This window comes from Streptomyces sp. NPDC039480 (genome assembly GCF_055597165.1).
In genome coordinates this window covers 49566-74860 of record NZ_JBVITX010000021.1, presented here as the reverse complement: position 1 = coordinate 74860, position 25295 = coordinate 49566, and the positions used below count along the sequence as shown (strand labels likewise).

Annotated in this window: 26 protein-coding genes; 11 read left to right on the top strand and 15 right to left on the bottom strand. The window is 71.6% G+C overall.

What is annotated here, in order from left to right; all coding sequences use genetic code 11:
* Positions 1-307: 307 nt before the first annotated feature.
* Entirely contained in the window at positions 308-916 is a 609-nt protein-coding gene (locus ACZ56E_RS39945) for a uridine kinase family protein (RefSeq protein ID WP_471221885.1), read from the bottom strand.
* 363 nt (positions 917-1279) lie between these two features.
* On the opposite strand from ACZ56E_RS39945, the gene ACZ56E_RS39940 reads away from it, so the two are divergent.
* On the top strand, positions 1280-2641 hold the full coding sequence (locus ACZ56E_RS39940) for a peptidase C39 family protein (RefSeq protein WP_471221884.1): 1362 nt from the start codon (positions 1280-1282) through the stop codon (positions 2639-2641).
* 25 nt (positions 2642-2666) lie between these two features.
* On the opposite strand, the gene ACZ56E_RS39935 is transcribed toward ACZ56E_RS39940, so the two are convergent.
* The 4 genes from ACZ56E_RS39935 to ACZ56E_RS39920 all read right to left on the bottom strand — a co-directional run bounded on the left by ACZ56E_RS39935 (position 2667) and on the right by ACZ56E_RS39920 (position 5692).
* On the bottom strand, positions 2667-3185 hold the full coding sequence (locus ACZ56E_RS39935; RefSeq protein ID WP_471221883.1) for an MmyB family transcriptional regulator: 519 nt from the start codon (positions 3183-3185) through the stop codon (positions 2667-2669).
* 263 nt (positions 3186-3448) lie between these two features.
* Positions 3449-3634, bottom strand: a complete 186-nt coding sequence (locus ACZ56E_RS39930; protein WP_471221882.1) for a CsbD family protein — start codon at positions 3632-3634, stop codon at positions 3449-3451.
* An 85-nt stretch (positions 3635-3719) separates the two neighbouring features.
* A complete protein-coding gene (locus tag ACZ56E_RS39925) occupies positions 3720-4079 on the bottom strand; it encodes a hypothetical protein (RefSeq protein ID WP_471221881.1) in 360 nt (119 codons plus the stop codon).
* Positions 4080-4165: 86 nt separating this feature from the next.
* A complete protein-coding gene (locus tag ACZ56E_RS39920) occupies positions 4166-5692 on the bottom strand; it encodes a M1 family metallopeptidase (RefSeq protein ID WP_471221880.1) in 1527 nt (508 codons plus the stop codon).
* Between the two features lie 222 nt (positions 5693-5914).
* On the opposite strand from ACZ56E_RS39920, the gene ACZ56E_RS39915 reads away from it, so the two are divergent.
* Positions 5915-6061, top strand: coding sequence for an SCO1431 family membrane protein (locus tag ACZ56E_RS39915; protein ID WP_362994854.1), 147 nt, complete (start codon positions 5915-5917; stop codon positions 6059-6061).
* Here ACZ56E_RS39915 and ACZ56E_RS39910 read toward each other — a convergent pair.
* From ACZ56E_RS39910 to ACZ56E_RS39900, 3 genes are read right to left on the bottom strand one after another with little or no spacing between them, the layout of a single operon-like run.
* A complete protein-coding gene (locus tag ACZ56E_RS39910) occupies positions 6039-6998 on the bottom strand; it encodes a hypothetical protein (RefSeq protein WP_471221879.1) in 960 nt (319 codons plus the stop codon). The genes ACZ56E_RS39915 and ACZ56E_RS39910 overlap by 23 nt on opposite strands.
* 53 nt (positions 6999-7051) lie before the next feature.
* Positions 7052-8044, bottom strand: a complete 993-nt coding sequence (locus ACZ56E_RS39905; RefSeq protein WP_468612985.1) for a DUF6114 domain-containing protein — start codon at positions 8042-8044, stop codon at positions 7052-7054.
* Positions 8035-8583 (bottom strand): DUF6230 family protein, encoded by a 549-nt coding sequence (locus ACZ56E_RS39900; RefSeq protein WP_471221907.1) that lies wholly within the window; start codon positions 8581-8583, stop codon positions 8035-8037. Before ACZ56E_RS39900 ends, ACZ56E_RS39905 begins: the two co-directional genes overlap by 10 nt.
* Before the next feature lie 204 nt (positions 8584-8787).
* Here ACZ56E_RS39900 and ACZ56E_RS39895 point away from each other — a divergent pair, with 204 nt between their 5' ends.
* Positions 8788-9411 (top strand): TetR/AcrR family transcriptional regulator, encoded by a 624-nt coding sequence (locus tag ACZ56E_RS39895; RefSeq protein WP_468612988.1) that lies wholly within the window; start codon positions 8788-8790, stop codon positions 9409-9411.
* 64 nt (positions 9412-9475) lie between these two features.
* Here ACZ56E_RS39895 and ACZ56E_RS39890 read toward each other — a convergent pair whose 3' ends face one another.
* Positions 9476-10720 carry a glycoside hydrolase family 18 protein gene (locus tag ACZ56E_RS39890; RefSeq protein ID WP_471221878.1) on the bottom strand — a complete coding sequence of 415 codons (1245 nt, stop codon included), beginning with the start codon at positions 10718-10720 and terminating at the stop codon, positions 9476-9478.
* 348 nt (positions 10721-11068) lie between these two features.
* Between ACZ56E_RS39890 and ACZ56E_RS39885 the strand changes: the two genes are divergently transcribed.
* Positions 11069-12241, top strand: coding sequence for an acyl-CoA dehydrogenase family protein (locus ACZ56E_RS39885; protein WP_468092786.1), 1173 nt, complete (start codon positions 11069-11071; stop codon positions 12239-12241).
* Here the strand turns inward: ACZ56E_RS39885 and ACZ56E_RS39880 are convergent.
* A complete protein-coding gene (locus tag ACZ56E_RS39880) occupies positions 12204-12422 on the bottom strand; it encodes a hypothetical protein (protein WP_471221906.1) in 219 nt (72 codons plus the stop codon). The two genes, ACZ56E_RS39885 and ACZ56E_RS39880, sit on opposite strands and share 38 nt — an antisense overlap.
* A gap of 599 nt (positions 12423-13021) precedes the next feature.
* Between ACZ56E_RS39880 and ACZ56E_RS39875 the strand changes: the two genes are divergently transcribed.
* Together ACZ56E_RS39875 and ACZ56E_RS39870 are read left to right on the top strand one after the other, a co-directional pair.
* Entirely contained in the window at positions 13022-14149 is a 1128-nt protein-coding gene (locus ACZ56E_RS39875; protein ID WP_471221877.1) for an Rv3169 family protein, read from the top strand.
* Positions 14150-14178: 29 nt separating this feature from the next.
* Positions 14179-15279: a phosphotransferase family protein gene (locus ACZ56E_RS39870; protein WP_471221876.1), complete on the top strand. Its 1101-nt coding sequence runs from the start codon at positions 14179-14181 to the stop codon at positions 15277-15279.
* A 1-nt stretch (position 15280) separates the two neighbouring features.
* Here the strand turns inward: ACZ56E_RS39870 and ACZ56E_RS39865 are convergent, their stop codons facing one another.
* The gene (locus ACZ56E_RS39865; RefSeq protein WP_362994870.1) at positions 15281-15709 is read right to left on the bottom strand and encodes a hypothetical protein; all 429 of its coding nucleotides are present in this window, start codon (positions 15707-15709) and stop codon (positions 15281-15283) included.
* Positions 15710-15915: 206 nt separating this feature from the next.
* Between ACZ56E_RS39865 and ACZ56E_RS39860 the strand changes: the two genes are divergently transcribed.
* The 4 genes from ACZ56E_RS39860 to fxsA all read left to right on the top strand — a co-directional run bounded on the left by ACZ56E_RS39860 (position 15916) and on the right by fxsA (position 20064).
* Positions 15916-16356, top strand: a complete 441-nt coding sequence (locus tag ACZ56E_RS39860; protein ID WP_030789227.1) for an Lrp/AsnC family transcriptional regulator — start codon at positions 15916-15918, stop codon at positions 16354-16356.
* A gap of 42 nt (positions 16357-16398) precedes the next feature.
* On the top strand, positions 16399-18078 hold the full coding sequence (locus ACZ56E_RS39855; protein ID WP_471221875.1) for an amidohydrolase: 1680 nt from the start codon (positions 16399-16401) through the stop codon (positions 18076-18078).
* A gap of 512 nt (positions 18079-18590) precedes the next feature.
* Positions 18591-19382: a polyprenol monophosphomannose synthase gene (locus ACZ56E_RS39850; RefSeq protein WP_471221874.1), complete on the top strand. Its 792-nt coding sequence runs from the start codon at positions 18591-18593 to the stop codon at positions 19380-19382.
* 106 nt (positions 19383-19488) lie between these two features.
* Positions 19489-20064 carry an FxsA family membrane protein gene (gene fxsA / locus ACZ56E_RS39845; protein ID WP_471221873.1) on the top strand — a complete coding sequence of 192 codons (576 nt, stop codon included), beginning with the start codon at positions 19489-19491 and terminating at the stop codon, positions 20062-20064.
* A 134-nt stretch (positions 20065-20198) separates the two neighbouring features.
* On the opposite strand, the gene ACZ56E_RS39840 is transcribed toward fxsA, so the two are convergent.
* From ACZ56E_RS39840 to yczE, 4 genes are all read right to left on the bottom strand, one after another.
* Positions 20199-20573: an RNA polymerase-binding protein RbpA gene (locus tag ACZ56E_RS39840; RefSeq protein WP_030360404.1), complete on the bottom strand. Its 375-nt coding sequence runs from the start codon at positions 20571-20573 to the stop codon at positions 20199-20201.
* A gap of 257 nt (positions 20574-20830) precedes the next feature.
* The gene (locus tag ACZ56E_RS39835) at positions 20831-22189 is read right to left on the bottom strand and encodes an MFS transporter (RefSeq protein ID WP_471221872.1); all 1359 of its coding nucleotides are present in this window, start codon (positions 22187-22189) and stop codon (positions 20831-20833) included.
* Between the two features lie 46 nt (positions 22190-22235).
* A complete protein-coding gene (locus ACZ56E_RS39830) occupies positions 22236-23003 on the bottom strand; it encodes a glycerophosphodiester phosphodiesterase (RefSeq protein ID WP_398312340.1) in 768 nt (255 codons plus the stop codon).
* The gene (gene yczE, locus ACZ56E_RS39825) at positions 23000-23680 is read right to left on the bottom strand and encodes a membrane protein YczE (RefSeq protein ID WP_471221871.1); all 681 of its coding nucleotides are present in this window, start codon (positions 23678-23680) and stop codon (positions 23000-23002) included. Before yczE ends, ACZ56E_RS39830 begins: the two co-directional genes overlap by 4 nt.
* Before the next feature lie 101 nt (positions 23681-23781).
* Here yczE and ACZ56E_RS39820 point away from each other — a divergent pair, with 101 nt between their 5' ends.
* Positions 23782-25281 (top strand): SCO1417 family PLP biosynthesis transcription factor, encoded by a 1500-nt coding sequence (locus tag ACZ56E_RS39820; protein WP_471221870.1) that lies wholly within the window; start codon positions 23782-23784, stop codon positions 25279-25281.
* Positions 25282-25295: the final 14 nt, after the last annotated feature.

Genomic DNA, 25295 nt, shown 5'->3' with positions numbered 1-25295 from the left:
ACCGGCGGATCGGCCGGAAAAGGGCCGCTGAAGGGTGGCCCGACGGTGACCGAGGGTGAGCGAATGGCGGCACGCGGCGGTCGGAAATCGGGCTCCTGAGGCAGAACGAAGCCCCCGATCACGGGGGAACAACCGGGGGCTTCGCGTCTGCGGGCGGCGTCGCAACACCGCACATTCAGAACGTAAGTCCTGTAAGGGCCCTGGGTCAAGCATAGTTGGGGCACTGGCGAAAACTCGTGAGGCCAACTGGAAGCGCTTTTCCGGAGGTTCAGCGGACCGCCCACGGCCCTTCACTCTGCGTGACGGCTCAGGCCTCTGTAAGCGTCACACCGGGCCCCTGAAGTACCTCGTATCCCTCTGGACGCTGTCGTACCAAAAAGTGCGCGAAGGGCTTGGAGGGGTCCTCGGTGAAGTGCCGGCGTTCCTCGGGCTCCCAGCCGTCCCAGAAGTCACTCTGGACCGCCCCGTCCCGCCGACGGCCCCGCTGCCATGCCTCCTCGCGCGGCACATCCATCCACAGCACCGCGGCGAGGTGCGGCCGCAGCGCCCGGCGGCCCGCCCCGACGCCCTCGACGATCACCACGGGCGCGGGCGGCAGGGGCTCCTCGGCGGGACCGAAGCGGCGCTCGTGCCAGTCGTACGTCGCGTAGTGCGCCGTCTCGCCGCGGGAGAGCGGCCCGATGACCTGCCGCCCGAGCCGCTCCGTCCAGTCGAAGAGCTCCGTGTGGCTCGCGATGTCGTCGAGGCGCAGGACGGGCGCGCCGCCGGCCGCCTCGGCGAGGCGCCGGGCGAACGTCGACTTGCCGGAGCCCGCGTGCCCGTCCACGGCGATCAGACGGACGGGGCCGCAGGAGGGCGGCAGGCGGCGCAGGGTGTCGGCGAGGCGGGGGAGCGGGGTGGGCGGGTGTCCGGTCATCACCGGCAAGGGTACGACCGCGGAAGGATGTGTTCCGCGCGCCGCCGCAGGTCGTGCCATTGGTTGAGGCCAATATTGTTGCGCGCGACAGTGCCCGAGCGCTGGCAGAAGTCGGCCGGGACCGGCCATAGTTGGCCCACTTCCGTGCACCTGACCCACCCTTCCGGATCCCGCCGGAACCCATGTCGACTGGGGGTCCCTCCCATGGACCGAGCAGACCGAGCAGACAAGACAGACCGAGCAGACCGAGCAGACCGAGCAGACCGCGTCGGCCGAGCAGACCAGGCCGGCCGAGCAGAGCGACCCGACAGGGCGGGCGGTACGGACGCGGCCGGCCGCGCCGACGGCGTATCGCGCAGATCCGTGCTCGCCACCGCTGCCACCGCCGCAGCGGCGGCGGCCCTCGCCGCGACCGCCACGCATGCCACGCCCGCCCTGGCCGCGGGCCCGACGGCGGCCCAGGGCCGTACCCCGCGCGAGGACCGCTTCGTGGACAACCGTTTCTGGAGCTCGTCGAAGGACTGGCGCACCGGCACCGCGGAAGGCACGGCCCTCGTCACCGGCGCCCGCCGCCCCGGCCTGCGCATCGCCGAGTCCGCGGGCCGCACCGACTACGCCGACCCGCACACCGGCAGGACGACCACCTACGAGTACGCCAGGTGGACCTCGCCCACACACCGCTCCACCGTCCCCGCCACGGAGCTCATCGCCTCCTGGAACGCCCACACCCCGGCCGGGACCTGGCTCCAGGTCGAGCTGCGCGGCACGTACTCCGACAAGACGAAGACTCCCTGGTACGTGATGGGCCGCTGGGCCTCGGGCGACGACGCGGAGGCCGACATCCGGCGGACCTCGGTCGACGACCAGACGGACGACAAGTCGACGGTCTGGACGGACACGCTCTCCGTGGACGACACGACCACCGGTCTGCGCGTCGTCTCGTACCAGCTGCGCCTGACGCTCCACCGCAAGCCGGGCACCACCGCGACCCCCACGGTCTGGCGGCTCGGCGCGATGGCCTCGGCGGTCCCCGACCGCTTCACGGTCCCCGCGTCGCAGCCGGGCCACGCCGGGGAGCTGACGGTCCCGCGCTACTCGCAGGACATCCACAAGGGCCAGTATCCGGAGTACGACAACGGAGGCGAGGCCTGGTGCAGCCCGACCTCCTCGCAGATGATCATCGAGTACTGGGGGCGCGGGCCGACGGCCGAGGACCTGGCCTGGGTCGACCCCACCTACGCCGATCCGCAGGTCTGCCACGCGGCCCGCTTCACGTTCGACTACCAGTACAACGGCTGCGGCAACTGGCCCTTCAACGCCGCGTACGCGTCGACGTACAAGGATCTCCAGGGCGTCGTGACCCGGCTCGCCTCGCTGACGGAGCTGGAGTCGCTGATCGCCGCGGGCATCCCGGCCATAACGTCCCAGTCGTTCCTCAAGGAGGAGCTCACGGGGGCGGGCTACGGCACGGCGGGCCACCTCATGACCGTCATCGGCTTCACGGCGGACGGCGACGTGATCGCCAACGACCCGGCGTCGCCCAGCAACCCGGAGGTGCGCCGCGTCTACAAGAGGCGCGAGTGGGAGAACATCTGGCTCCGGACGAAGCGCTACAACTCCACCGGAAAGGTCGTGTCGGGCACGGGAGGCGTCTGTTACCTGTACTTCCCGACGACCCTGTCCGAACACCAGCGGAGCGCGCTGGCCGCGGTCGGAATCCGCTGAGCCGACGCTCCTCGGGGTGCGCCCGTCAGCGGGCGTTCGTGCTGAGGGGCGGCGGCTGATGAGGGCGGGTCGTGCCCGGCCGGTACTGCATCATCACGAACAGCGCGTCCGTCTCCGGCAGAGGGCTGGCGGCGGACGCGATCACCCAGCCGGGCCCCTTCGTGGCGTGGTTGACCTGGCGCACGGCACCGTCCGGGTGCAGGGGGTGCGAGCTCGCGGTCGCCAGATAGATGGGGCCGGCGAGCGGGTCGCGCCGGACATCGTCCGCCAGGTCGATGAGCGCGGGGTCGGTGGGGTGGTTCGTGACGGCCCGCCGGAGCGCGGGGCAGGCGCCGCGCGCCCAGTCCTCGGCCCAGTTCATGAGGACGTCGTGCCGGGCCTGGTCGTCGAGGAGCATCCACCGCATGATGTTGGCCGGTGGCCGGCCGTCCGGGAAGAGGGCCCTGAACTCGTCGTTGCAGGCCACGACGTTCCAGTGCTCGTCGGCGATGTAGGCCATCGAGCCCGTGACGCCCTCGACGACCGTCCGCCAGGCCGCGCCCATCGGCGTCCGGCCCCTTAAGTCCTGCCCGTCCGGCTGCACTTGCCCGTCCCCTTCATGTCGCCCGCAGGTCGGCACCAGCGCGATCACCGCGTGTGCGACAAGCCTAGCCAGCGTGCGCGGCCGGGCGACCGTGGCCCCACCGCGGCTATAGGGGATGTCGATCTCATGTCGATCCCACCTGTAGGAGAGGTGGTCGAAGCGGCTCGGGCGGTCCGTGACGCGCGTGTGCCCGCCCCCGCACGGGGACGGGCACACGCGTCGGCTCAGCGGTCGTCGCGGAACGAGTCGCGAACGCCCTCGGCCCTGTCGCGCATGTCGTCGGCGGCGTCCTTGGCCTTGCCCTTGGCCTGATCGGTCTTGCCCTCGGCGACCTTGCGGTCGTTGCCGGTGGCCTTGCCCACCATCTCCTTGGCCTTGCCCTTTGCCTTGTCCATGGCGCTGTCGCCCATGACGGCTCCTCTTGGTCGGGGATGCCCCCACGCTAAGAGGGGCGGCGAAAAGCCGCATCTCGGGCGCTTCAGGAGTGCGGCGTGCTCAGTTCAGCGGGGCCGAGGTGGTGTAGTAAAAGGTCACCTTGGGCCAGCCGCGGGACATGCCGATCTCGTTGAGAGCGTTCGCGATCTCCGTGGGCCTGATCTGCTTCCCCGCCGGCGCGTTCTCGATGTTGATCTTGAATGAGATCTCCATCCTCGCGTCGATGTCACCGATGCTGGCGTCCCCGCGGAACTCGGTCCCGTTGGCGACGTCGACGGCCGGGTCGGCCGCCTGGGCCGCCGCGGCCCCCTCGCCCGCCGCGCCGTCGGCGGCCGCGGCGGTCCCCGCGCCCGCCAGCGCCGCTCCCGCGGCGGCGCTGCCCGAGTAGCCCAGCAGAGCACGTCTGGAAACTCCGGTCATGTTCGTTCCCCTCCTCGATCACGATCTCCCCCCTGGAGATCGACGTGATCATAGGTGCGGAACGCGCGCCGTGGGACCGAATGAGTTCATCCGCTTGCCGGGTCGACCACCCAGTCCGGGTGCCCCGGCATCGGCGGTGTCTTCGAGCCGTACAGCCAGGGGTGCAGGAAGCCCTCCAGGTCCTCGCCCGCGACCTTCGACGCGAGGTCGACGAACTGCCGCGTGCTCGCCGTGCGCCCCTCGAGACCGCTCACCCAGGCACGCTCGATCTTCTGGAACGTCGCCTCGCCGACCCGCTCGCGCAGCGCGTACAGGACCAGGGCCGAGCCGTCGTACCGCATGCGCTTGAAGAGGTTCGGCTCGGTCGGCTCGGCGGGCGCGCCGAAGTCGCGGCGCCAGATGTCGTGGTTCTGGTACGCGGTCTTCATGGCGGCCTCGAAGCTGTCCCCGCCGTGCTGCTCGGAGTACTCCCGCTCGTAGAAGCGGGCATGCCCCTCGCTCAGCCACAGGTCGGACCAGCTCTTGAGGGCCACGCTGTCGCCGAACCACTGGTGGGCCAGCTCGTGCACCATGTTCCGCTCGGCGTCGACCCGGGTGCCGAGCAGGTCCGCCTTGGGTATGAGCGACAGGGTCTGCGTCTCCAGGGCCACGCCGAGGTCGGTGTCGCCGACCAGCAGGCCGTAGCGGTTGAAGGGGTAGGGGCCGAGCTTCTCCTCCAGCCACTCGAGGTGGTCCGGGGTGAGTGCGCGGTACGCGGCCGTCGGCTCGACCAGCTCCTCCGGGACGACGTCGCGCAGCGGCAGCCCGCCGGGCCCCTCGCTGTCGACCAGCCGGAACTTGCCGACGGCCAGCTGCACCAGCTGGGTGGAGAGGGACTGTTCGGAGTCGTACGTCCAGCGCACCCGGCCGTCGGGGCGTTCGGTGCGGGAGACCAGCTTCCCGTTGGCGACGGCCGTGCGGTCGCCCGGTGTCGTGATGCGGAAGGTGATCGGCGCGCGCCGGCTCGGATGGTCGTTGGCCGGGAAGATCAACCGGGCGCCGTTCGGTTGCGGGTAGACCACCGTGCCGTCGGGCGTGGGGATCCAGCCGTAGTCCTCGATCGCGTCGTCGCGGTGCCGGGTCTGCGTCGGGTCGGCGGTGTACGTGACCTTGACCGTGAAGGAACTGCCATGGGGGATCGGGGACTTGGGTGTGACGGTGAGCTCGTCGCCCGCGCGCGAGGCGCCCGCGGCGGAGCCGTTCACGGTGACCTTGTGCAGGGTGTTGCCGCCGAAGTCGAGGTTGAAGCGGGACAGTGCCTGGGTGGACCGGGCCCTGATCGTCGTCGTTGCCTCGAAGGGCGTCCTGGGGGCCTGCCAGTCGAAGTACAGGTAGTAGCGCTCCACCTCGTACCCGCCGTTCCCGTCCAGCGGGAACATCGGGTCACCGAGACCGGGCGCGCCCGGCGACGGCTTCTCGGCGGTGGCCGGTGTGGCCGGGGAGTCCTGTGTGCCCCGTGAGACGGGTGCGGCCTGGGAGACGGGTGCGGTGAGGGCGGTCGCGGCGGTGATCGCGGCCGTGAGGGCGAGCCGGCCCCTGCGGCGTGGGCGGGACGTCGTCCGGTTCGTGCTCATCGGAAACCTCTCGGTCGTACGGTGCACGGGCGGACGGACGGGGGAGACGACCCCGCCGTCCGGGGTTAGACGCGCGACGTGACGTCCGAGTTGCGGGGTGACCAAGGTCTCGCCCGCAAAAGGGCTTCCGGCTGGCAAGGTGGAGGGGGTCCCGCGGGGGTGCAGGCACTGCCCGGGACCTCGTGGGGGAGTACAGCCATACGACACGTCAGTGAGACACACATGACCGCGACCTCTGCCACCGCCGTCCGCGCCAAGGCCCGCACCGGCGGTCCCGACGAAGACGGGCCCACCCTCTTGGAGCACCTCGCCGGCTGGACCCTCGTCGTCGTCCTCGCGATGCTCGTCACCCAGACCGGTCTGCTGTGACGTCGCTCTCCTGACCGCCCGAGCCTCCGCTCTCCCGGCCGCCCGGGCCCCCGCTCTCCTGACCGTCGGCTTCGTCGAGGCCGGCCCGCCAGTGTCGCCCCGGCACGCCCACCAGGCCGTACAGCCACCGCACCGGCGAGCGCCCGTGCAGCAGTGTGAGGCCCGCCACCACCGCGAACAGCGGGAGGCCGAGCCACCCGCCGACGAGGCGCACCAGCACGCTCGCGAAGAGCGCGCCCACGAAGGGCAGCCCGTAGATCCCGGCCGCCGCGATGGCGATGCCCAGGAACCTCGGCACCCTGCGGTCCTCGTCGGCGCCCGGCAGCGACCAGCCCTCCATGAGCCAGCCGATCTCGGTCACCAGCATGGTGCCGATCACCGCGGCGCCGAACAGCAGCAGCGCCAGGAACGTCCCGGACGTCAGAAAGTCCAGTACGTGGTTGACGACGCTGTCCCGCGACCAGTCGGCGAAATCCTCCGCGCCGGGTGAGAGGAAGCGCTCGTACCCCCGGCCGTCCCACCCGTGGATCAACGTCCCGAACAGCAGGAAATACCCGCCGACGCACTGGAGGTACGCCCAGTAGTCGGCCCCCACGAGCACCAGGCCCTGCGCCACCAGGAACCCCAGGATCGCGGCCACCGGGATACCGCCCGCGTAGAACAGCACGAACCCCGCCCACACGCCCTCGTGGCCGTCCGCCACGTGCATGGTCGACCAGGACGGGTTCTGCCAGAGCAGGAAGAGCCCCGTCGGCACCATCAGGACGGCGGCGAAGAGCGCGGTCAGCGCGAGATAGGGGTTGGCGGCCCGGCTGCGGGTGCGCGGGCCCTCGCCGGCGTTGATCCGCTCCCACACCTGGAGCTGACGCCCCGCCGCGAGGGCGAACGTCGCGCCGACCGCGTACGCCCAGAAGAGGGCGGCCTGGATCTGGATCATGCCGAGCCCCTCACGCCGAGCCCCTCATACCGAACCCTGCATGCCCGCGCCCTTCACGCCGTGGCCTTCAGTGTCAGCCCGCCCGCCACGATCGAGTCCGAGGTGACCAGGGCCTGCTCGGCGCTCACGTCCGTCATGAAGATGAACGGCGGCACGAGAGGCGGCACCGGCAGCCGGTCGGGTGTGAAGGTGAGGCAGAGGATGCCCTCGATGCAGCCCCTGAACTTGGTCAGATACAGCGTCACCTGACCACTGAGGTCCAACGTGTCGGCGCCCAGGGCGAGTTCCCTGCTCCCGTCGCGCGTCGTGAGCTCGTAGTCGGTCAGGGAGGCGGCCTTCATCCGCAGCACCATGACCTTCAGCGGCCCGTCGGCGGTCGGTATCTCGCGGACGCCCGCCACGATGAAGCCCTCCGGCGCGAAGAGCGTCGTGGTGATCGTCGGCGGCACCCGCGCGGCCACGATCGCCCCGGCGGACGGCGCCTGCGCGGGTGTCGCCTTCGCCGGGCTGCCGTTCACGATGCCCGCGACGATCACCACGGGCAGCAGCACCCCGAGCGTCCGCGTGCCCTGCCCGTCCCGCACCTTCGGGCGTGCCGGATCCTCCTCGGCGTCCTCGGGCACCGGGGTCCAGCCGAACCCCATGGCGCTGCCCGCGATGCCCAGCAGCATGCCGACGAGGAACCCGCCGAGGTTGGTGGCCGCGAACGAGAGCACCGACAGGATCAGCGCGTTGACGCTCACGTAGTGGTGCGTGTGGGGCAGCAGCCACAGGAAGAGCCCCGCCACGACCAGCGCGATCCCGATGCCGAGCGCCGCGATCCCGCCGAGGCCGAGACTGACGAGCACGGTCAGCGGCGAGAGCGGGATCAGGAGCAGTTCGGCGCCGCCGAGGATCAGCAGAAGGCCGCCCCAGAACGGCCGGGTGCGCCGCCATCTGCGGACCACCCGGCGCTGGTCGGGCCAGGGCAGCCGCCGGTCGAGCCAGCCGCCGCCGTCCCCGCGGAAGGGTTTTACGCCCCCTCTGCCGCCGCCGGTCAGAAGCACTTCTTGCCGCCGAGGCTGACGTCGACCCGCATGCCCTTGAGCCGGAAGTTGCCGCCCGTCGCCGACCAGGCGTTCGACTTCACCCCGGAGACGGTGATGTCACCGGCCTGCAGCCCGAACTTGCCCCGCTCGCCCTTGATGCCGGGCACCTCGTCGAGCGTCGAGGCGTCCCGGCCGATCTGCGCGGTGCCGAAGCGGGCGTCGCCGACCAGGTCCTCGCCGTCGATGATGAGGTTGCTCGCGGTGACGTTGCCCGCGTCACCGCCCGCGGTCAGCTTGAAGACGACGGTCCCGAGCGGGGTCTTGACCTCGGCGGCCTGGCAGATGTCGGAGAGGGTCGCGTCACCGATCCCGAGGAGCGCCACCGGGTGCCCCTTGCCGTCGATGTCCCGGTCCGTCTGTACGTACGAGGACAGGCCCTGGCTGGTCAGTTTGCCGGACGACACCTGGAAGCTGGTGCCGGAGACGGCGAAGGACGCGGCGAGCGCGCCCTCGGCCATCACGGAGGCCATCACACCGACGGCCAGGACGGCGGGCATGGCCACCGCGGCCGTCTTCTTCCAGGAGGTTCTGCCCTCGCGTAACGCGGTGCGGCTTGCGTTCACTGTTTCCTCCCGTACGTCGTTCCGCGTGCGTAGGCGTGCGTAAGGGGAGTGCGCGGGGCCGTCGGGAGCCGGACCGCGGGCGGCAGTGGTCTGCCATACTGCGGACGATCCCGAGGCAGTTGGAGACTAGGGCCGAAATTGAATAATAGTCAACAGCGCGGCACGGACCGCTCGGCGGCTCGTCGTGCCGAACTCATCGCCATCGGACGGAAGTTGTTCGCCGACACGTCCTACGACGCCCTGTCGATGGACGACATCGCGAAGCAGGCGGGCGTCGCCAAGGGGTTGATCTACTACTACTTCAAGTCGAAGCGCGGCTACTACCTGGCGATCATCGAGGACTCCGTCGCGGACCTGGTCGCGCGGGCCGGACGCCACGACGACCTCCCGCCCGTGGAGCGCGTGCAGCGCACCGTCGACGGCTATCTGCGCTACGCCGAGCACCACCAGGCGGCGTACCGCACGATCATCAGCGGCGGCGTCGGCTTCGACACGGAGGTGCACGCCATACGCGACGGCGTGCGCGAGGCGCTGATCGGGACGATCGCCGAGGGGGCGTACGGCCGCAAGGACATACCGGAGCTGGCGCGCACGGCCCTGCTCGGCTGGCTGTGCAGCGTGGAGGGCATCACCCTCGACTGGATCGGCGGCCGGGGCCTGTCGCGCGAGACGGTCGGCTCGCTCCTGGTGCGGACGCTCGGGGACACCCTGCGGGTCATCGAGGACTTCGAGCCGTCGTACCCGGCGCCGGTGCGCCCCTGAACGGAAGCACGCGAGGGGCGGGAGCCCGCCGGCTCCCGCCCCTCAACAGAGCTGATACGTCAGGTCAGTTGATGGCCTTGATCAGCTCGCCGTTGGACGTGTCTCCGCTGAGCTCCCAGAAGAAGGTGCCGCCGAGACCCTGCTGGTTCTTGTAGTTCATCTTGCCCGCGATGGTCGCCGGGGTGTCGTAGCTCCACCAGTTGTTCCCGCAGTGCGCGTACGCGGTTCCGCCGACCGTGCCGTTGACCGGGCACTTGGTCTTCAGTTCCTTGTAGTCGTCGATGCCCTGCTCGTACTTGCCCGCGGCCGGTCCTGTCGCGGTGCCGCCGGGCGCCTTCTGCGTGACGCCCGTCCAGCCGCGGCCGTAGAAGCCGAGGCCGAGCAGCAGCTTCTGGGACGGAACCCCGAGCGCCTTCAGCTTCTTGATGGTGGCGTCGGAGTTGTAGCCGGCCTTCGGGATGCCGGTGTACGAGGTCAGCGGGGAGTGCGGGGCGGTCGGGCCCTTCGCGTCCCAGGCGCCGAAGTAGTCGTACGTCATGGGGTTGTACCAGTCGACGTACTGGGCCGCGCCCGCGTAGTCGGCCGCGTCGATCTTGCCGCCCGTCGAGGCGTCCGCCGGGATCGCCGCGGTGACCAGGTTGTTGGCGCCGAACTTCGAACGGACCGCCGACATCAGGTTCTTGTAGGCCGCGCGTCCGCTCGTGTCGCAGGTCAGGCCGCAGGCGTTGGGGTACTCCCAGTCGATGTCGATGCCGTCGAAGACGTCGGCCCACTTGGAGTTCTCGACCAGGTCGTAGCAGGACTGGGCGAAGGCCGCGGGGTTCTTCGCCGCCTCGGTGAACCCGCCCGACCAGGTCCAGCCGCCGAACGACCAGAGGACCTTGAGGTTCGGGTGCTTCTTCTTCAGCTTGCGCAGCTGGTTGAAGTTGCCGCGCAGCGGCTGGTCCCAGGTGTCGGCGACGCCGTCCACGGACTGGTCGGCGGTGTAGGCCTTGTCGGTCGCCGCGTAGGCGTCGCCCATCGTGCACTTGCCGCCCTGGACGTTGCCGAAGGCGTAGTTGATGTGCGTGAGCTTGTTGGCCGAGCCGGACGTCTCGACGTTCTTGACGTGGTAGTTCCGGCCGTAGACGCCCCACTCGGTGAAGTATCCGACGACCTTGGAGCCGGCGGCGGCCTTCTGCTCGGTGGCCTTGTCGGGCTCGGCGGCGGCGGTGCCCGCGCCGGCCAGCAGGCCCGCGCCGAGGACGGCGGCACAGGTGGTGGCGATGAGCGCCCGGAAGGAGGCGCGAGGGGAGTGCGGTCTGAGCATCGTGTCTCCTCGTGGGGGGAAACCGGGAGGGGGAAGTGGTGCCGTGGACCTACGGGTGCGACTTGGCATGAACGCGTTAAGTCGTTGAAAAGAACAGTAGGAGGACTAGACCAGTGCGGTCAATGGTTCGGACCAATCCCGCCCGTGGCGGCGATCTTCAGTTATGTTTTGAGTAAGCGGTCGTTAACTAGTGACGGGGTGCCGCGGATCGGGCATACTCAACGCGCCACAGCCGCTGGTCAGCTGCTTCCGAGACCCGGAATCAGACCCCGGCTCGGCATCGTTTCCCGGCGGCGCCGCCCCACCCAGCGCGGGCGTCCGCCGCAGCCCCACAGGGAGGAGAGCGTCATGCCCGACCACATCACGCAGTCGGTGGAGCGTCAGCTGCCCACGGATGAGGCCAGGGATCTGCTCTCGCTGGTCCGGGACATCGCCCAGCGCGAGATCGCCCCGCGGGCGGCCGAGGAGGAGGACGCCGGGCGCTTTCCCCGCGAGGTCTTCACGCTGCTCTCCGAATCCGGCCTGCTCGGCCTGGCGTACGACTCGGAGTTCGGCGGCGGCGACCAGCCGTACGAGGTCTACCTCCAGGTCCTGGAAGAGCTCGCCGCCGCGCGCCTGACCGTCGGCCTCGGCGTCAGCGTCCACTCCCTGTCCTGCCACGCCCTCGCCGGTTACGGCACCAAGGAGCAGCAGTCCGACCATCTGCCCGCCATGCTCGGCGGCGGTCTGCTCGGCGCGTACTGCCTGTCGGAGCCCGCGTCCGGGTCCGACGCGGCGTCGCTGCGCACCAAGGCGGTCAGGGACGGCGACGACTGGGTCATCACCGGCACCAAGGCCTGGATCACGCACGGCGGCGTCGCCGACTTCTACACCGTGCTCGCCCGCACGGGCGGCGAGGGCGCCCGTGGCGTCACGGCCTTCCTGGTGCCGGGCGACGCCGAGGGGCTGAGCGCCGCGGCGCCCGAGAAGAAGATGGGCATGAAGGGCTCGCCCACGGCTCAGATTCACTTCGACGGGGTGCGCGTCGCCGACTCCCGCCGCATCGGCGACGAGGGCCAGGGTTTCGCCATCGCGCTCTCCGCGCTCGACTCGGGGCGGCTCGGCATCGCGGCCTGTGCGATCGGCGTGGCCCAGGCGGCGCTGGACGAGGCCGTCGCGTACGCCACCGAGCGGAAGCAGTTCGGCAGGCCCATCGCGGACTTCCAGGGGCTGCGCTTCATGCTCGCGGACATGGCGACGCAGATCGAGGCGGGCCGGGCGCTCTATCTGGCCGCGGCCAGGCTCCGCGACACGGGCCGGCCGTTCGCCAAGCAGGCGGCCATGGCCAAGCTGCTGTGCACGGACGCCGCGATGAAGGTGACGACGGACGCCGTGCAGGTCCTCGGGGGGTACGGCTACACCGCGGACTTCCCCGTGGAGCGCCTGATGCGCGAGGCCAAGGTGCTGCAGATCGTCGAGGGCACCAATCAGATCCAGCGCATGGTCATCGCACGTCACCTCGCGGGTCCCGACTCGCGCTGAACTGGCCGCGGTGCACGGGCGGCGCCAGGAGCCTGGCCCACTCCGGGTCGTGGCGCCCTGGCAGCGTCCGGCCGCGGTCGGCCCAGTGGTGGAGCAGGGCGCGGTAGATCGGCGGGTCCTGGTAGTGCGGATCCGGGAAGTGCGGGTCCTGGAAGTGCGGCGGCTGGTAGGGCTGGTACATCTGCCCGTACTGCTGGTGCGGCTGTTGGTGGACGTGCTGGGGTGGCTGCTGCTGGTACACGTGCTGCTGTGGCTGGGGCGGCCCCGGTGGCTGGGGTGACGGCTGGTGCTGTGGGGGATCCGGGGGGTGCCGGGGATCCGGGGGGTGCCGGGGAACCGATTCTGCGACGGGCAGCGTCACCAGTGTGTGCCGCCGCCGCCCGCCGGGAAGGTGCGTCGGGCCCGTGCCCGCACCCGTTTCCATGGGGGTCATACCAGGGCAACGCGCACGGTCGTGGCGAAGTCACCGCCCGGGCGAATAGGGCGTCTGTTCACGGCGTGCCCGTGGGGGCGGTGAAGGGTCGGGCGGGTGTGCGACCTGTGTCCCGCGAACCTGTGTCCCGCGAACGGGCGGGCGCGTATCCGGCTCCGTCCCGCGTGCGGCCCGGCACGTCTCCGGCTCCGAACCGCGCGCGGCCCGGCGCGTCTCCGGTTCCGTCCCCGGAACGGCCCGGCACGTCTCTGGCTCCGTCCCGCGAACTGACGTACCGTCAACTCCGCGCCGGAGGGCTCCGCCGCCTCCCGCCACCCTGAACTGCCGTGCGACCAGGGAGGTTTGCCGTGGCAGACGACCGTCCGGTCCCGCTCGACGAATACCCCGTACACCAGGTTCCCCTGTCGATGAAGCACGTCGCGACGGGCGACCGCAACGCCTACGACCGGTGCATCTTCCACCTCTTCGACCACCGGGGCCGCGCCCTGCTCATCCTCGGGCTCGGCGTCTACCCGAACGCCGGTGTCATCGACGCGTACGCGACCCTGCGCACAGGGGACACGCTCCATGCCGTACGCGCCAGTGACGCGCTCGGCGAGGACCGTATGCACCTCCGCGTCGGCCCGCTGGACATCACCGTCGACGAACCGCTCCACCGCCTCCGTCTGCGGTGCGCCGCCGATCCCGACGACCCCGCCTCCCTCTCGTACGACCTCACCTGGACCGCCGACTTCCCCGCCCTGTGGGAGCCGCACCACGTCCAGCGCCGAGGCGACCGGCTCACCCTCGAAGGGCGCCGCTTCGTGCAGGCGGGCCGGCCCGCAGGGGTGATCCGCGCGGGCGGCGAGGAGATCGCCGTCACGGCGGGGGAGTGGACCGCCACCCGCGACCGCAGCTGGGGCGTGCGGCCCACCCCGGGCGAGGAACGCGGGCGCCTGGAGGAGGAGTTCGCCACCGAGGGCTTCCACTGGATCTGGTGCCCGGTCCGCTTCGACGACCGCTTCCTCATGGTCATCTCCCAGGAGGACGCGGACGGCTACCGCACCCTCAACGACGCCACCCTCGTCCGCCCGGGCCTGCGGGACCGTCAACTGGGCTGGCCCCAGGCCGACATCACCTACCGCTCCGGCACCCGCCACCCCGAAAGCGCCGTCATCCACCTCACCGACCCCGACGGCCGCAAGCCCCTGGAACTCGGCGTGCAGGTGCTCGCCTCACTGCCCCTGGCGGTGGGCGCCGGCTATCCGCCCGCCGACGACTGGCAGCACGGCACCTGGCGCGGCCGCGACTGGACCGACCGCCGCACCTACGACCTGTCGGACCCCGCCGCCCACCCGCTCGCCGCGTACGGCGTCATCGACCACGCCGCGCGCTTCACCCTCGACGGGCTCACGGGCTACGGGATCTTCGAGCACGGCAGCTTCGGCCGCCACGACCCGAGCGGCTTCACCGGATTCGACTCCGTCGCGCCCTGAGGACCCGGGCCGGAGGAAGGAGTACGGACATGGCAACGGCACCCCGCCCCCGCACCACCACCCGCGACCCGGAAGACCTCGCCCGCCGCCTCGGCGCCTGGCTCGACACCCGGCTGCCCGGCGCCAAAGCCGTCGACGTGACCGTGCCCGAGTCCAACGGCATGTCGAGCGAGACCCTGCTCTTCACCGTCGAGCACCCCGAACCACCCATCGAACGCTGCGCGTTGCGCGTGGCGGCCGACCCGGCGGCGTACACGATCTTCCCCGTCTACGACATGCCGCGCCAGTACCGCACGATGCGACTCGTCGCCGAACACACCGACCTGCCGGTGCCGCGCGTGCTGTGGCTGGAGGAGGACCCGGGCCCGCTCGGCGCGCCCTTCTTCGTGATGGAGCGCGTCGAGGGACGCGTCCCACCCGACGTCATGCCCTATACGTACGAGGGCAATTGGCTGCACGCTGCCACGGACGCCGAGCGCGCGCACCTCGAAGAGGCTTCGGTCGGCGTCATCGCACGGCTGCACGACCAAGTGCCGCCCGAAGCGGCGGAGTTCCTCGCCCTGCCGGGCGAGGGCAGCCCGCTGCGCCGCCATGTCGCGGCCCAACGCGCCTACTACGCATGGGTGGTGAGCGGACTGGCCCGCTCGCCCCTCATAGAGAGCGCTTTCGACTGCCTTGAGGAACTGTGGCCACGGGACGAGGGCGACGCCGTCCTCAACTGGGGTGACGCGCGCATCGGAAACATCATCTACGACGGCTTCGAGCCCGCCGCGGTCCTCGACTGGGAGATGGCGGCGCTCGCCCCGCGCGAGGTCGACCTCGGCTGGGCGGTCTATCTGCACCGCTTCTTCCAGGACCTGACGGTGAGCTTCGGCCAGCCGGGGCTGCCGGACTTCCTGCGCCGCGACCGTGTCGAGGAGGCGTATGCCCGGCTCACCGGGTACACGCCGCGCGACATGGACTTCTACACGCTGTACGCGGCGCTGCGGCACGCGATCGTCATGCTGCGCGTCGCCTACCGCCAGGTCCACTTCGGCGAGGCCGCCGTGCCCGGGAGCGCGGCGGCCGCGGACGCGCTGATCCTGCACCACGACAGCCTGGCCGCCATGGTGCAGGGCACCTACTGGTGAATCAGGCGGCGGGCCGCTGCTGTCGCGGCACGCGGAACGGCTGCGAGCCGGGACCGCCCACGTGCGAGAACGGCTGGGTCCGCCAGTCGAGTCCCTGAGGGAGCGTCAACAGCAGGGCGGTGTCCTGCTCCTGAACCTCCATCGACTCGTCGGCGGGCGTGGCGTCGGTGGCCGCGCGGCCGGTGCCGGCGCAGACCGTCAGCCCGAACGGATTCCACGGAGTGGGGCACAGGGCGTGCTCGGGCAGCACGTCCTCGTCCGCGAGGAGCGCGATGGGCTGCTCGCAGTCCGGGCAGTTCACCCGGTACATCTCGAAAGTGTCGTAGGCGTCCAGGAAGGCGTCTGCCGGTTCGACACCCTCCGGCTCGGGCTCTGCGGCCGGCTGCTGCTTGGCGCGGACAGACCGGCCGGGGCGCTTCAAATTCTGCATGGGAATCTCCCCCTCGGGTGGGCCGACAAGGCGCTGCGGCCTCGACCACAGCAAGCACTTCCCGTCCCGTCGTAGAGGTAATCGTTGCATCCCTTCGGACACGGTCACGAGAGTGTGGCGTTCGTCACATGCCAAATGGAGTTGCCCACCCGTAAAGACGGGCCCTCAGGTATCCGGCGAGATCAAGAGCCCTGTAGGTTCGGCGCATGGAGGAGCTGGACCGACAGATCGTGCAGCTGCTCGTCAAGGACGGGCGGATGAGCTACACCGACCTGGGCAAGGCCACGGGCCTGTCCACGTCGGCCGTGCACCAGCGTGTGCGCCGTCTGGAGCAGCGGGGCGTCATCCGCGGCTATGCCGCGGTCGTCGACCCCGAGGCCGTCGGGCTGCCGCTCACCGCGTTCATCTCGGTGAAGCCGTTCGACCCCAGCGCCCCCGACGACATCGCGGAACGGCTCGCGGGTGTCCCGGAGATCGAGGCGTGCCACAGCGTCGCGGGCGACGAGAACTACATCCTCAAGGTCCGCGTCGCCACCCCGCTGGAGCTGGAGCACCTGCTCAGCCGCCTGCGCGCCCTCGCGGGCGTCTCCACGCGCACGACGGTCGTCCTCTCGACTCCGTACGAGGCCCGCCCGCCCCAGGTGTGACCCCCGCGCCGGCCCGCCGCCGGCAGGGGCGAGACTGGTCCCATGAGCGAGAGCACCACCCCCGGGAACACCCCGCAGGACCCTCGGCACACCCCTGCCCAGGATCCGCAGAGCCACCGCACCGTGCTGCTGCGCGGCGGCGACATCCACAGCCCCGCCGACCCGTTCGCCACCGCGATGGTCGTCGAGCGCGGGCACGTCGCCTGGGTCGGCTCCGAGGGCGCCGCCGATTCCTTCGCCGACGGTGTCGATGAAGTCGTCGACCTCGAAGGCGCGCTGGTCACCCCGGCGTTCACCGACGCCCATGTGCACACCACGGCCACCGGCCTCGCCCTGACGGGGCTCGACCTGACCGGGGCCCGCTCGCTGGCCGACGCACTCGTTCTCGTACGCGAACACGCCGCCGCGCACCCGCACGACACCGTCCTCCTCGGCCACGGCTGGGACGCCGCCCGCTGGCCCGGCGGCCGCCCGCCCACACGCGCGGAGCTCGACGAGGCGACCGGCGGCAGGCCGCTCTACCTCTCCCGCATCGACGTCCACTCGGCCGTGGTCACGACCGCGCTCCTCGACCTGGTGCCCGGCGTCACCGAGCGCGCCGGCTACCACCCGGACGCCCCGCTGACCGCCGACGCCCACCACGGCGTGCGCGCCGCGGCGCTCGGCGCGATCACCCCGCACCAGCGCACGGAGGCCCAGCGCGCCGCACTCCGGCGCGCCGCGTCCCTCGGCATCGGCTCCGTGCACGAGTGCGCGGGGCCCGAGATCTCCGACGAGGACGACTTCACCGGACTGCTGCGGCTCGCCGCCGAGGAGCCGGGGCCGCGCGTCGTCGGCTACTGGGCCGAGCGCGACGTCCGGCGTGCCCGGGAGCTCGGCGCGGCCGGCGCCGCCGGTGACCTCTTCGTCGACGGTGCCCTCGGCTCGCACACCGCCTGCCTGCACGAGCCGTACGCCGACACCGCCGGGGACGCCGCCCACACCGGCACCGCCTACCTCGAAGCCGGCGACATCGCCGCCCACGTCGTGGCCTGCACCGAGGCGGGCCTCCAGGCGGGCTTCCACGCCATCGGGGACGCCGCGGTGGCCTCCGTGGTCGACGGGATGCGCGCGGCCGCCGAGAAGGTCGGTCTCGCCCGCGTGCGGGCCGCCCGGCACCGCGTCGAGCACGCCGAGATGCTCACGCCCGAGACGATCGCGGGCTTCGCCGAGTTCGGCCTCACCGCGTCCGTCCAGCCCGCCTTCGACGCGCTCTGGGGCGGCGAGGACGGCATGTACGCCCAGCGCCTCGGCGCCGACCGGGCGCGCACCCTCAACCCCTTCGCGGCCCTGCTGCGCACCGGCGTGCCGCTGGCGTTCGGCTCCGACAGCCCCGTCACGCCGCTCGACCCGTGGGGCACCGTGCGCGCCGCCGCCTTCCACCGCACGCCCGAGCACCGCGTCTCCGTGCGCGCCGCGTTCACCGCCCACACCCGGGGCGGCTGGCGGGCCGTCGGCCGCGACGACGCGGGCACCCTGGTGCCGGGCGCCCCCGCGGACTACGCCGTGTGGCGCACCTCCGAGCTGGTGGTGCAGGCCCCGGACGACCGGGTGGCCCGCTGGTCGACCGACCCCCGCTCCGGCACGCCCGGCCTGCCCGACCTGTCGCCGGGCGCCGAGCTCCCCGTGTGCCTGCGCACGGTGGTGGCCGGACGGCCCGTGTTCGTGCGGCCGGAAGAGTGATGTCCCGGCGGTGCGCGGCGCCGATCACGGCCCTCCACCGCCTCGCACGACCTGGGAATCCTCGGCACTGACCTGGCGGTCCGTGAAGTAGCCGCAGCTCAGCGGGGTATTGACAGACAGCCGCCGTGGGCCGGTAGGTTCGGCCGGGTCCACCACAGGACGTCCGACCGGCGAACCTCCACGCAGTCGTCGAACGCCGCTGGGTCACAGGTGGTGTGCCGCACCGGCGCATCACCACTGGGAGCCAGGTCCAGCGCCCGCGACGCGGAGGCGAGGGAACGTATCAGCCGATCGGCAGGTGTGACCCGGGTGGGGCCCGGACGCTCAGTAGACAACGGCTCTCGGTCGATCCGCAGCCAGCGGGTCCCAGGCCGGCCCGAAGGGCGCCGGGCCCCGATCCGCAGTACTTTCCTCCCGGGCGGCGGGTGCTCGCGCCCCGACCTCCGTGCCGTCGCTGCGTCGCAGGCCGCGGCCACTATGGTGGTCCTCTGCGTACGAACGAAGGGGCAGTAGTGAACGACGGCGGCGGGGTCTCCGAAGCGGGGGACCAGGGGAGGCGGTTCGGCTCGCTCGGCACGGCCTTGGTGATCATTCCGACCTACAACGAGGCGGAGAACATCCAGGCCATCGTCGGCCGGGTGCGGGCCTCCGTACCGGACGCGCACATCCTGGTCGCCGACGACAACAGCCCCGACGGCACCGGCAAGATCGCCGATGAGCTCGCGGCCGACGACGAGCAGGTCCACGTGCTGCACCGCAAGGGCAAGGAAGGGCTCGGCGCGGCCTACCTCGCGGGCTTCCGCTGGGGCCTGGAGAACGACTACGGAGTCCTCGTCGAGATGGACGCCGACGGCTCCCACCAGCCGGAGGAGCTGCCCCGGCTGCTCACCGCGCTGAGGGGCGCCGACCTCGTCCTCGGCTCGCGCTGGGTCCCGGGCGGCCGGGTCGTCAACTGGCCCAAGCACCGCGAGTTCATCTCGCGCGGCGGCAGCACCTACTCACGCCTCCTGCTCGACGTGCCCATCCGCGACGTGACCGGCGGCTACCGCGCCTTCCGCCGCGAGACCCTGGAAGGCCTCGGCCTCGGCGAGGTCGAGTCGCAGGGGTACTGCTTCCAGGTCGACCTCGCGCGCCGCGCGGTGAAGGCGGGCTATCACGTCGTCGAGGTGCCCATCACCTTCGTCGAGCGTGAGCTCGGGGACAGCAAGATGAGTCAGAACATCGTCGTCGAGGCGCTGTGGCGGGTCACCGCCTGGGGCGTGGGCGAGCGCGTCGGCAAGGTCATCGGCCGCAAGCAGCCCTGAGCGCCGTGCCGTGCGGCTCTGAGGGCTGTGCCGTGCGGCCCTGCCACCGCCCTTCTTGATCATCCCCCTTATGCCGGACTGAGGCGGGCCCAGGCACACTGGGAGCATGACGACCGGCGCACCGCCTCCCATCCGACCTGCCCGGCCCCGGCGCTCCGGGCCCCTGAGGTTCCTGCCGCTCGGCATCGCCGCGTGGCTGGTCCTGGAAATCTGGCTGCTCACCGTCGTGGCGGGAGCCACGAGCGGGTTCGTGGTTTTCCTGCTCTTGCTGGGCGGCCTCGTGCTCGGCTCCGCGGTGATCAAGCGCGCGGGGCGCCGGGCGTTCCGCAAGCTCAGTGAGGCGGTGCAACAGCAGCAGAGCGGTGTGACGCCCCCTCCGGAGACCGGCGGGGGCAGCGCCCTCACGATGCTGGGCGGCCTGCTGATCATCCTGCCGGGGCTCATCTCGGATGCCCTGGGTCTGATCCTGCTGGTCCCGCCGGTGCAGAAGGCCCTCGGGCGGTATGCGGAGCGGACCTTCGAGCGCAAGGTGCGCGAGGCGACGCCGGGCGGCCTGGGCGACGCCTTCCAGCAGGCCCGGATGCACCGGCCCGACGGCAAGGTCGTGCAGGGCGAGGTCATCAGGGACGACGAGCAGCCGACGCGGAGCCCGCGTCCGGACGACCCGCAGCTGCCGCGCTGAGCGCGGAGACGCTCGAAGCCGAGTGCGGAGACGTGCAAAAAGGGCCGGGGCCACTGCTCAGCAGTGGCCCCGGCCCTTTTGATGCGTTGTGCGTTTGTGCGTCGTGCTTGTGCGGTGTGCCGCGGTGACCGCCGTCAGGCGGACTTGCGGCTGTCTCGCGGGTGCACCGCGATGTTCATGGCACCGGACCGGAGAACCGCGAGACGCTCCTCGAGGACCTCTTCGAGCTCCTCTCGGGTGCGGCGCTCCATGAGCATGTCCCAGTGCGTACGCGCCGGCTTGCCCTTCTTCTCCTCAGGTCCGTCGCCGTCCACGAGGAGTGCCTGGGCCCCGCAGACCTTGCACTCCCACTCCGGCGGGATCTCCGCCTCGACCGAGAACGGCATCTCGAAACGATGTCCGTTCTGGCATGCGTACTCCACGGCCTGGCGCGGGGCCAGGTCGATGCCGCGGTCGGTCTCGTAGCTTGTCACCACGAGGCGCGTGCCGCGAAGAGCTCGCTCACTCATGAATCGTGCCTCCCGGGCTTTGTCGCCCACAGGACAGGTGTCGCTGTCGTCGTCATCCGGTCAACGTCCGGTCGGCGGTAAAGATTCCCGTTCTGGGTCATGCGTCGCCGTCGTATGCCGCCCCTTGTTGTACCCACCAGCGCCCGGTTTGTCACATCTAGTAGCAGATGTCACCCAGCGTTTCTGATTCTTCAGCTCGCAGTAACGGTCCGCCTGGCAGGCCAAAGGCGTACACTACCGGCCTTTGCCTCCAGTTGCTAAATCCGCCGGGGAACGGGATTCCCCGCGTCGCGCACCGCCCGCCGTACCGGAACCCGTGCGAGCAGGACGAAACCGAGCAAAAAGAACGCCACGAGCGAGCCGATCGCGTCCCGATAGCTTCCCGTGAGCTGGTACGTGAGGCCGAAGATCAACGGTCCGAGCCAGGCCATGCCGCGGTCGCTGATCTCGTAGGCGGAGAAGTACTCGGCCTCCTTCCCGCGCGGCACCAGATGCGAGAAGAGTGAACGGGACAGCGCCTGCGTGCCGCCGAGCACCAGGCCGATCCCGGCGGCCAGCACGAAGAACCACGCCGGTGCGCCGGCGGGCAGGAAGTACCCGGCCCCGATCGTCACCGTCCAGGCCACCAGCGATCCGAGGATGGTGCGCTTGGCGCCGTACGTCCGGGCGAGTCGGCCCATGGCGAGCGCACCGGCGACGGCGAGCAGCTGCACCAGCAGGACCGCGACGATCAGCGTGGACTGGTCGAGGCCGAGCTCCTCCGAGCCGAAGACCGACGCCTGCGAGATCACCGTCTGGACCCCGTCGTTGTAGACGAGATAGGCGAGCAGGAAGGCGAGCGTGTGGGGATGACGGCGCATGTCCCGCACGGTCGAGCGCAGCTGCTGCCAGCCGCCCCAGGACGGCGCCCCCGCCTCGGCCTGCGGCGTCCGCCGGTCCCGCAGCCGCTTCAGGGGTACGAGGGTGAAGGCGCCCCACCACACGCCCGCCGACGCCAGACAGATGCGGACCGCGGTCGACTCGGAGACACCGAAGCTGTCGTGGGCGAGGAACAGGACGAGGTTCGCCACCAGGACGAGGGCGCCCGCCGCGTAGCCGAAGGCCCAGCCGCGTGAGGAGACCGCGTCGCGCTCCTCAGGGGGCGCGATCTGCGGCAGGTAGGAGTTGTAGAGCACCATCGAGACGGCGAGCGAGGCGTTGGCCACGATCAGCAGGAGTCCGCCGAGGAGATAGCGCTCGCCGTCCAGGAAGGACATGCCCGCCGTGGCGGCCGCCCCCAGATACGCGGCCACGGCCAGGAGAGGCTTCTTGCGACCGGTGCGATCGGCGGCCGCGGCGGCCATCGGCATGACGAAGACCGACACGAGCACGGACGCCGACACCGTGTACGCGAAGAAGGAGCCCGCCCGGACCGGGATGCCGAGCGGGTGCACGTACCCCTCCGGGTCGGCGGCCGCCTTGGCGATCTCCGTGAGGTAGGGCCCCAGGAACACGGTCAGGACACTCGTCGAATAGACCGAGCACGCCCAGTCGTAGAAGTACCAGCCCCGCTGTTCGCGTCGTCGTTCGATGGCGGCGTCGTCGGCCGCCGCTGCCTTCACGGTGTCGGTGCCCACCCGTGACCTCGCTGTTCCCCGTGGTGCGACGCGGTCTCCGGGGAGGTCAGACCCAGGTTCCCCGGGCTTCGAGCACCCCGCGCAGCGTCTCGATGTGATCGGAAACTATGCCATCCACTCCGAGGTCGAGCAGGGCCGTCATACGCTCGGCGTCGTTGACGGTCCACACGTGAACCTGCAGCCCACGCGCGTGGGCTGCGCGCACGAAGCGGTGGTCGACGACCCGGATCCTGCCGTGGGTCTCGGGCACCTGGGCGCAGACCGCGGACCGGCGCAGCGCGGCGGGCACTCCGTAGGACACCATCCGCAGCGCCGCCACGCCCCGCGTCCCCAGTGAGGTGGCGAGACGCGGGCCCGCCAGGCGCTGGGCCCTGGCCACGCGGGCCTCGGAGAACGAGCCGACGCAGACGCGGTCCCAGGAGCCGGTGCGGCGGATCAGGTCGAGCAGGGGCAGGAGCGCGGGCTCCGCCTTCACGTCCACGTTCCAGCGCACCTCGGGGAACGACTCCAGGAGCTCTTCGAAGAGGGGCACCGGCTCGCTGCCCGCCACACGCGCGTGGCGCACCTCGCTCCAGGGGAGGTCGACGATGCGCCCCGCCGCGTCCGTCACCCGGTCCAGCGTCGTGTCGTGGAAGGCGACGAGCCGGCCGTCGGCGGTGGCGTGCACATCGGTCTCGATGTAGCGGTAGCCGAGGTCGACGGCGCGCCGGAAGGCCGCCGCGGTGTTCTCCAGGCCGTCCGCCGCACCGCCGCGGTGGGCGAGGGCGAGCGGTCCCGGGTGATCGAGGTAGGGGTGGCGTACGCGCGTGGTCACGGGTGCAGTATCGCCTGCTCCGGGGGGCCGCCGGAGGCCACGACGGTCGACGCGGTGGCCGGTGCGGTGGTCGGCGCGGCGGGTGCGGGGGCGGCGAAGCGGCGCAGGAAGAACTGGGCGAGCGGGCCGATCGACAGCGCGTAGAGGACCGTGCCCACACCGACCGTGCCGCCGAGAGCGAAGCCCGTCGCGACGACCGTCACCTCGATCGAGGTGCGGATCAGCCGGATCGAGCGGCCGGTGCGCGCGTGCAGGCCCGTCATCAGGCCGTCCCGGGGGCCGGGCCCGAAGGCGGCCGTGATGTACAGCCCGGTCGCCACTCCGTTGAGGAGGATGCCGACCGCGAGCAGCGGAACGCGGACGGCGAGCGTGTCCACGTCCGGCAGGAGCGCCAGAGTGGCGTCCATCGCCAGACCGCACACGAACACGTTCGAGACCGTGCCCAGGCCGGGACGCTGCCGCAGGGGGATCCACAGCAGCAGCACCGCGGCGCCCACGACGATCGACACCGCGCCGATGGTCAGGCCGGTCAGTTCGGACAGGCCCTGATTGAGGACGTTCCAGGGCTCGGGCCCCAGGCCGGCCGCGACCATCAGCGCGGAGCTCGCGCCGTACAGGGAGAGCCCGGCGTACAGCTTGATCAGCCGCCGCGTGAGGTGTGGCTTCGTACCGGACAAGGAACGCTCCCCGTGTAGTGCTGGTGGCCCGACGCATGACACCCTGTGGCTTGGAACCGGACCGCAACCATGGCCAATTCGGGGAAGGTGGACTGGGAATCATGGCTCAGTGGACTTCGGCGATGGGGTCGACGCAGCTCGCCCGCCTTCTCGCCTCCCAGCAGGACCGCCCCGCGGGCACCAGCACACGCCGGCCGCCCGCCTATCGCGCCCTCGCCGACGGCATCAGGCTGCTCGTGCTCGAAGGCCGCGTGCCCGTCGCCGCCCGCCTGCCCGCCGAGCGCGAGCTCGCCGTGGCCCTCGCCGTGAGCCGCACCACGGTGGCCGCCGCCTATGAGGCGCTGCGCACCGAGGGGTTCCTGGAGTCCCGCAGGGGAGCGGGCAGCTGGACCGCCGTCCCGGCCGGCAACCCGCTGCCCGCACGCGGCCTCGAACCACTGCCGCCCGAGGCGCTCGGCTCCATGATCGACCTGGGCTGTGCCGCGCTGCCCGCGCCCGAGCCCTGGCTCACGCGGTCCGTCCAGGGCGCCCTCGAAGCACTCCCGCCGTACGCCCACACGCACGGCGACTACCCCGCCGGGCTGCCCGCGCTGCGCCAGATGCTCGCCGAGCGCTACACGGCGCGCGGCATCCCCACCATGCCCGAACAGATCATGGTGACCACCGGCGCGATGGGCGCCATCGACGCGATCTGCCACCTCTTCGCGGGCCGCGGCGAACGCATCGCCGTGGAGTCCCCGTCGTACGCCAACATCCTCCAGCTGATGCGCGAGGCGGGCGCCCGCCTCGTCCCCGTCGCCATGGCCGAAGGTCTCCAGGGCTGGGACATGGACCGCTGGCGGCAGGTGCTGCGCGACGCGGCGCCCCGGCTCGCGTACGTCGTCGCCGACTTCCACAACCCCACCGGCGCGCTCGCCGGCGAGGACCAGCGCAGGCAGCTCGTCGAGGCGGCCCGCTCGGCCGGCACGGTCCTCGTCGTCGACGAGACGATGAGCGAACTCGGGCTCGACCCGGACCTCACCATGCCGCGCCCCGTCTGCGGCTTCGACCCTGCGGGCTCCACCGTCATCACGGTCGGCTCGGCGAGCAAGGCCTTCTGGGCGGGCATGCGCATCGGCTGGGTGCGGGCCGCCCCCGACGTGATCCGCAGCCTCGTCGCGGCCCGCGCCTACGCCGACCTCGGCACCCCGGTCCTCGAACAGCTCGCCGTGAACTGGCTCCTGAACACCGGCGGCTGGGAGTCGGCCGTGAACGTGCGCAGGGAGCAGGCCAGGGAGAACCGCGACGCGCTGGTCGCCGCCGTGCGGCGCGAGCTCCCCGGCTGGGAGTTCGAGGTGCCGAGCGGCGGGCTGACCCTGTGGGTGCGCACCGGGGGCGTCTCGGGGTCGCGCCTCGCCGAGGTGGGCGAGCGCGTGGGCGTACGGGTGCCGTCAGGGCCCCGCTTCGGAGTGGACGGGGCCTTCGAGGGGTATGTGCGGCTGCCGTTCACCGTGGGGGGCGCGGTGGCCGACGAGGCGGCGGCGCGGCTCGCGGCGGCGGCGCGGCTGGTGGAAACGGGGGCGGGGGCGGGCACGCAGGCGGCGCATCCCTTCGTGGCCTGAGCCGTTGGGGCCCT

Excerpts from the sequence above, each read along its gene's own strand:
- ACZ56E_RS39945 (WP_471221885.1), bottom strand. The coding sequence starts at position 916 with ATGACCGGACACCCGCCCACCCCGCTCCCCCGCCTCGCCGACACCCTG.
- ACZ56E_RS39935 (WP_471221883.1), bottom strand. The coding sequence starts at position 3,185 with ATGGGCGCGGCCTGGCGGACGGTCGTCGAGGGCGTCACGGGCTCGATG.
- ACZ56E_RS39930 (WP_471221882.1), bottom strand. The coding sequence starts at position 3,634 with ATGGGCGACAGCGCCATGGACAAGGCAAAGGGCAAGGCCAAGGAGATG.
- ACZ56E_RS39925 (WP_471221881.1), bottom strand. The coding sequence starts at position 4,079 with ATGACCGGAGTTTCCAGACGTGCTCTGCTGGGCTACTCGGGCAGCGCC.
- ACZ56E_RS39920 (WP_471221880.1), bottom strand. The coding sequence starts at position 5,692 with ATGAGCACGAACCGGACGACGTCCCGCCCACGCCGCAGGGGCCGGCTC.
- ACZ56E_RS39915 (WP_362994854.1), top strand. The coding sequence starts at position 5,915 with ATGACCGCGACCTCTGCCACCGCCGTCCGCGCCAAGGCCCGCACCGGC.
- ACZ56E_RS39910 (WP_471221879.1), bottom strand. The coding sequence starts at position 6,998 with ATGATCCAGATCCAGGCCGCCCTCTTCTGGGCGTACGCGGTCGGCGCG.
- ACZ56E_RS39900 (WP_471221907.1), bottom strand. The coding sequence starts at position 8,583 with ATGCCCGCCGTCCTGGCCGTCGGTGTGATGGCCTCCGTGATGGCCGAG.
- ACZ56E_RS39890 (WP_471221878.1), bottom strand. The coding sequence starts at position 10,720 with ATGCTCAGACCGCACTCCCCTCGCGCCTCCTTCCGGGCGCTCATCGCC.
- ACZ56E_RS39885 (WP_468092786.1), top strand. The coding sequence starts at position 11,069 with ATGCCCGACCACATCACGCAGTCGGTGGAGCGTCAGCTGCCCACGGAT.
- ACZ56E_RS39880 (WP_471221906.1), bottom strand. The coding sequence starts at position 12,422 with ATGTACCAGCCCTACCAGCCGCCGCACTTCCAGGACCCGCACTTCCCG.
- ACZ56E_RS39870 (WP_471221876.1), top strand. The coding sequence starts at position 14,179 with ATGGCAACGGCACCCCGCCCCCGCACCACCACCCGCGACCCGGAAGAC.
- ACZ56E_RS39865 (WP_362994870.1), bottom strand. The coding sequence starts at position 15,709 with ATGCAGAATTTGAAGCGCCCCGGCCGGTCTGTCCGCGCCAAGCAGCAG.
- ACZ56E_RS39860 (WP_030789227.1), top strand. The coding sequence starts at position 15,916 with ATGGAGGAGCTGGACCGACAGATCGTGCAGCTGCTCGTCAAGGACGGG.
- ACZ56E_RS39855 (WP_471221875.1), top strand. The coding sequence starts at position 16,399 with ATGAGCGAGAGCACCACCCCCGGGAACACCCCGCAGGACCCTCGGCAC.
- fxsA (WP_471221873.1), top strand. The coding sequence starts at position 19,489 with ATGACGACCGGCGCACCGCCTCCCATCCGACCTGCCCGGCCCCGGCGC.
- ACZ56E_RS39840 (WP_030360404.1), bottom strand. The coding sequence starts at position 20,573 with ATGAGTGAGCGAGCTCTTCGCGGCACGCGCCTCGTGGTGACAAGCTAC.
- ACZ56E_RS39820 (WP_471221870.1), top strand. The coding sequence starts at position 23,782 with ATGGCTCAGTGGACTTCGGCGATGGGGTCGACGCAGCTCGCCCGCCTT.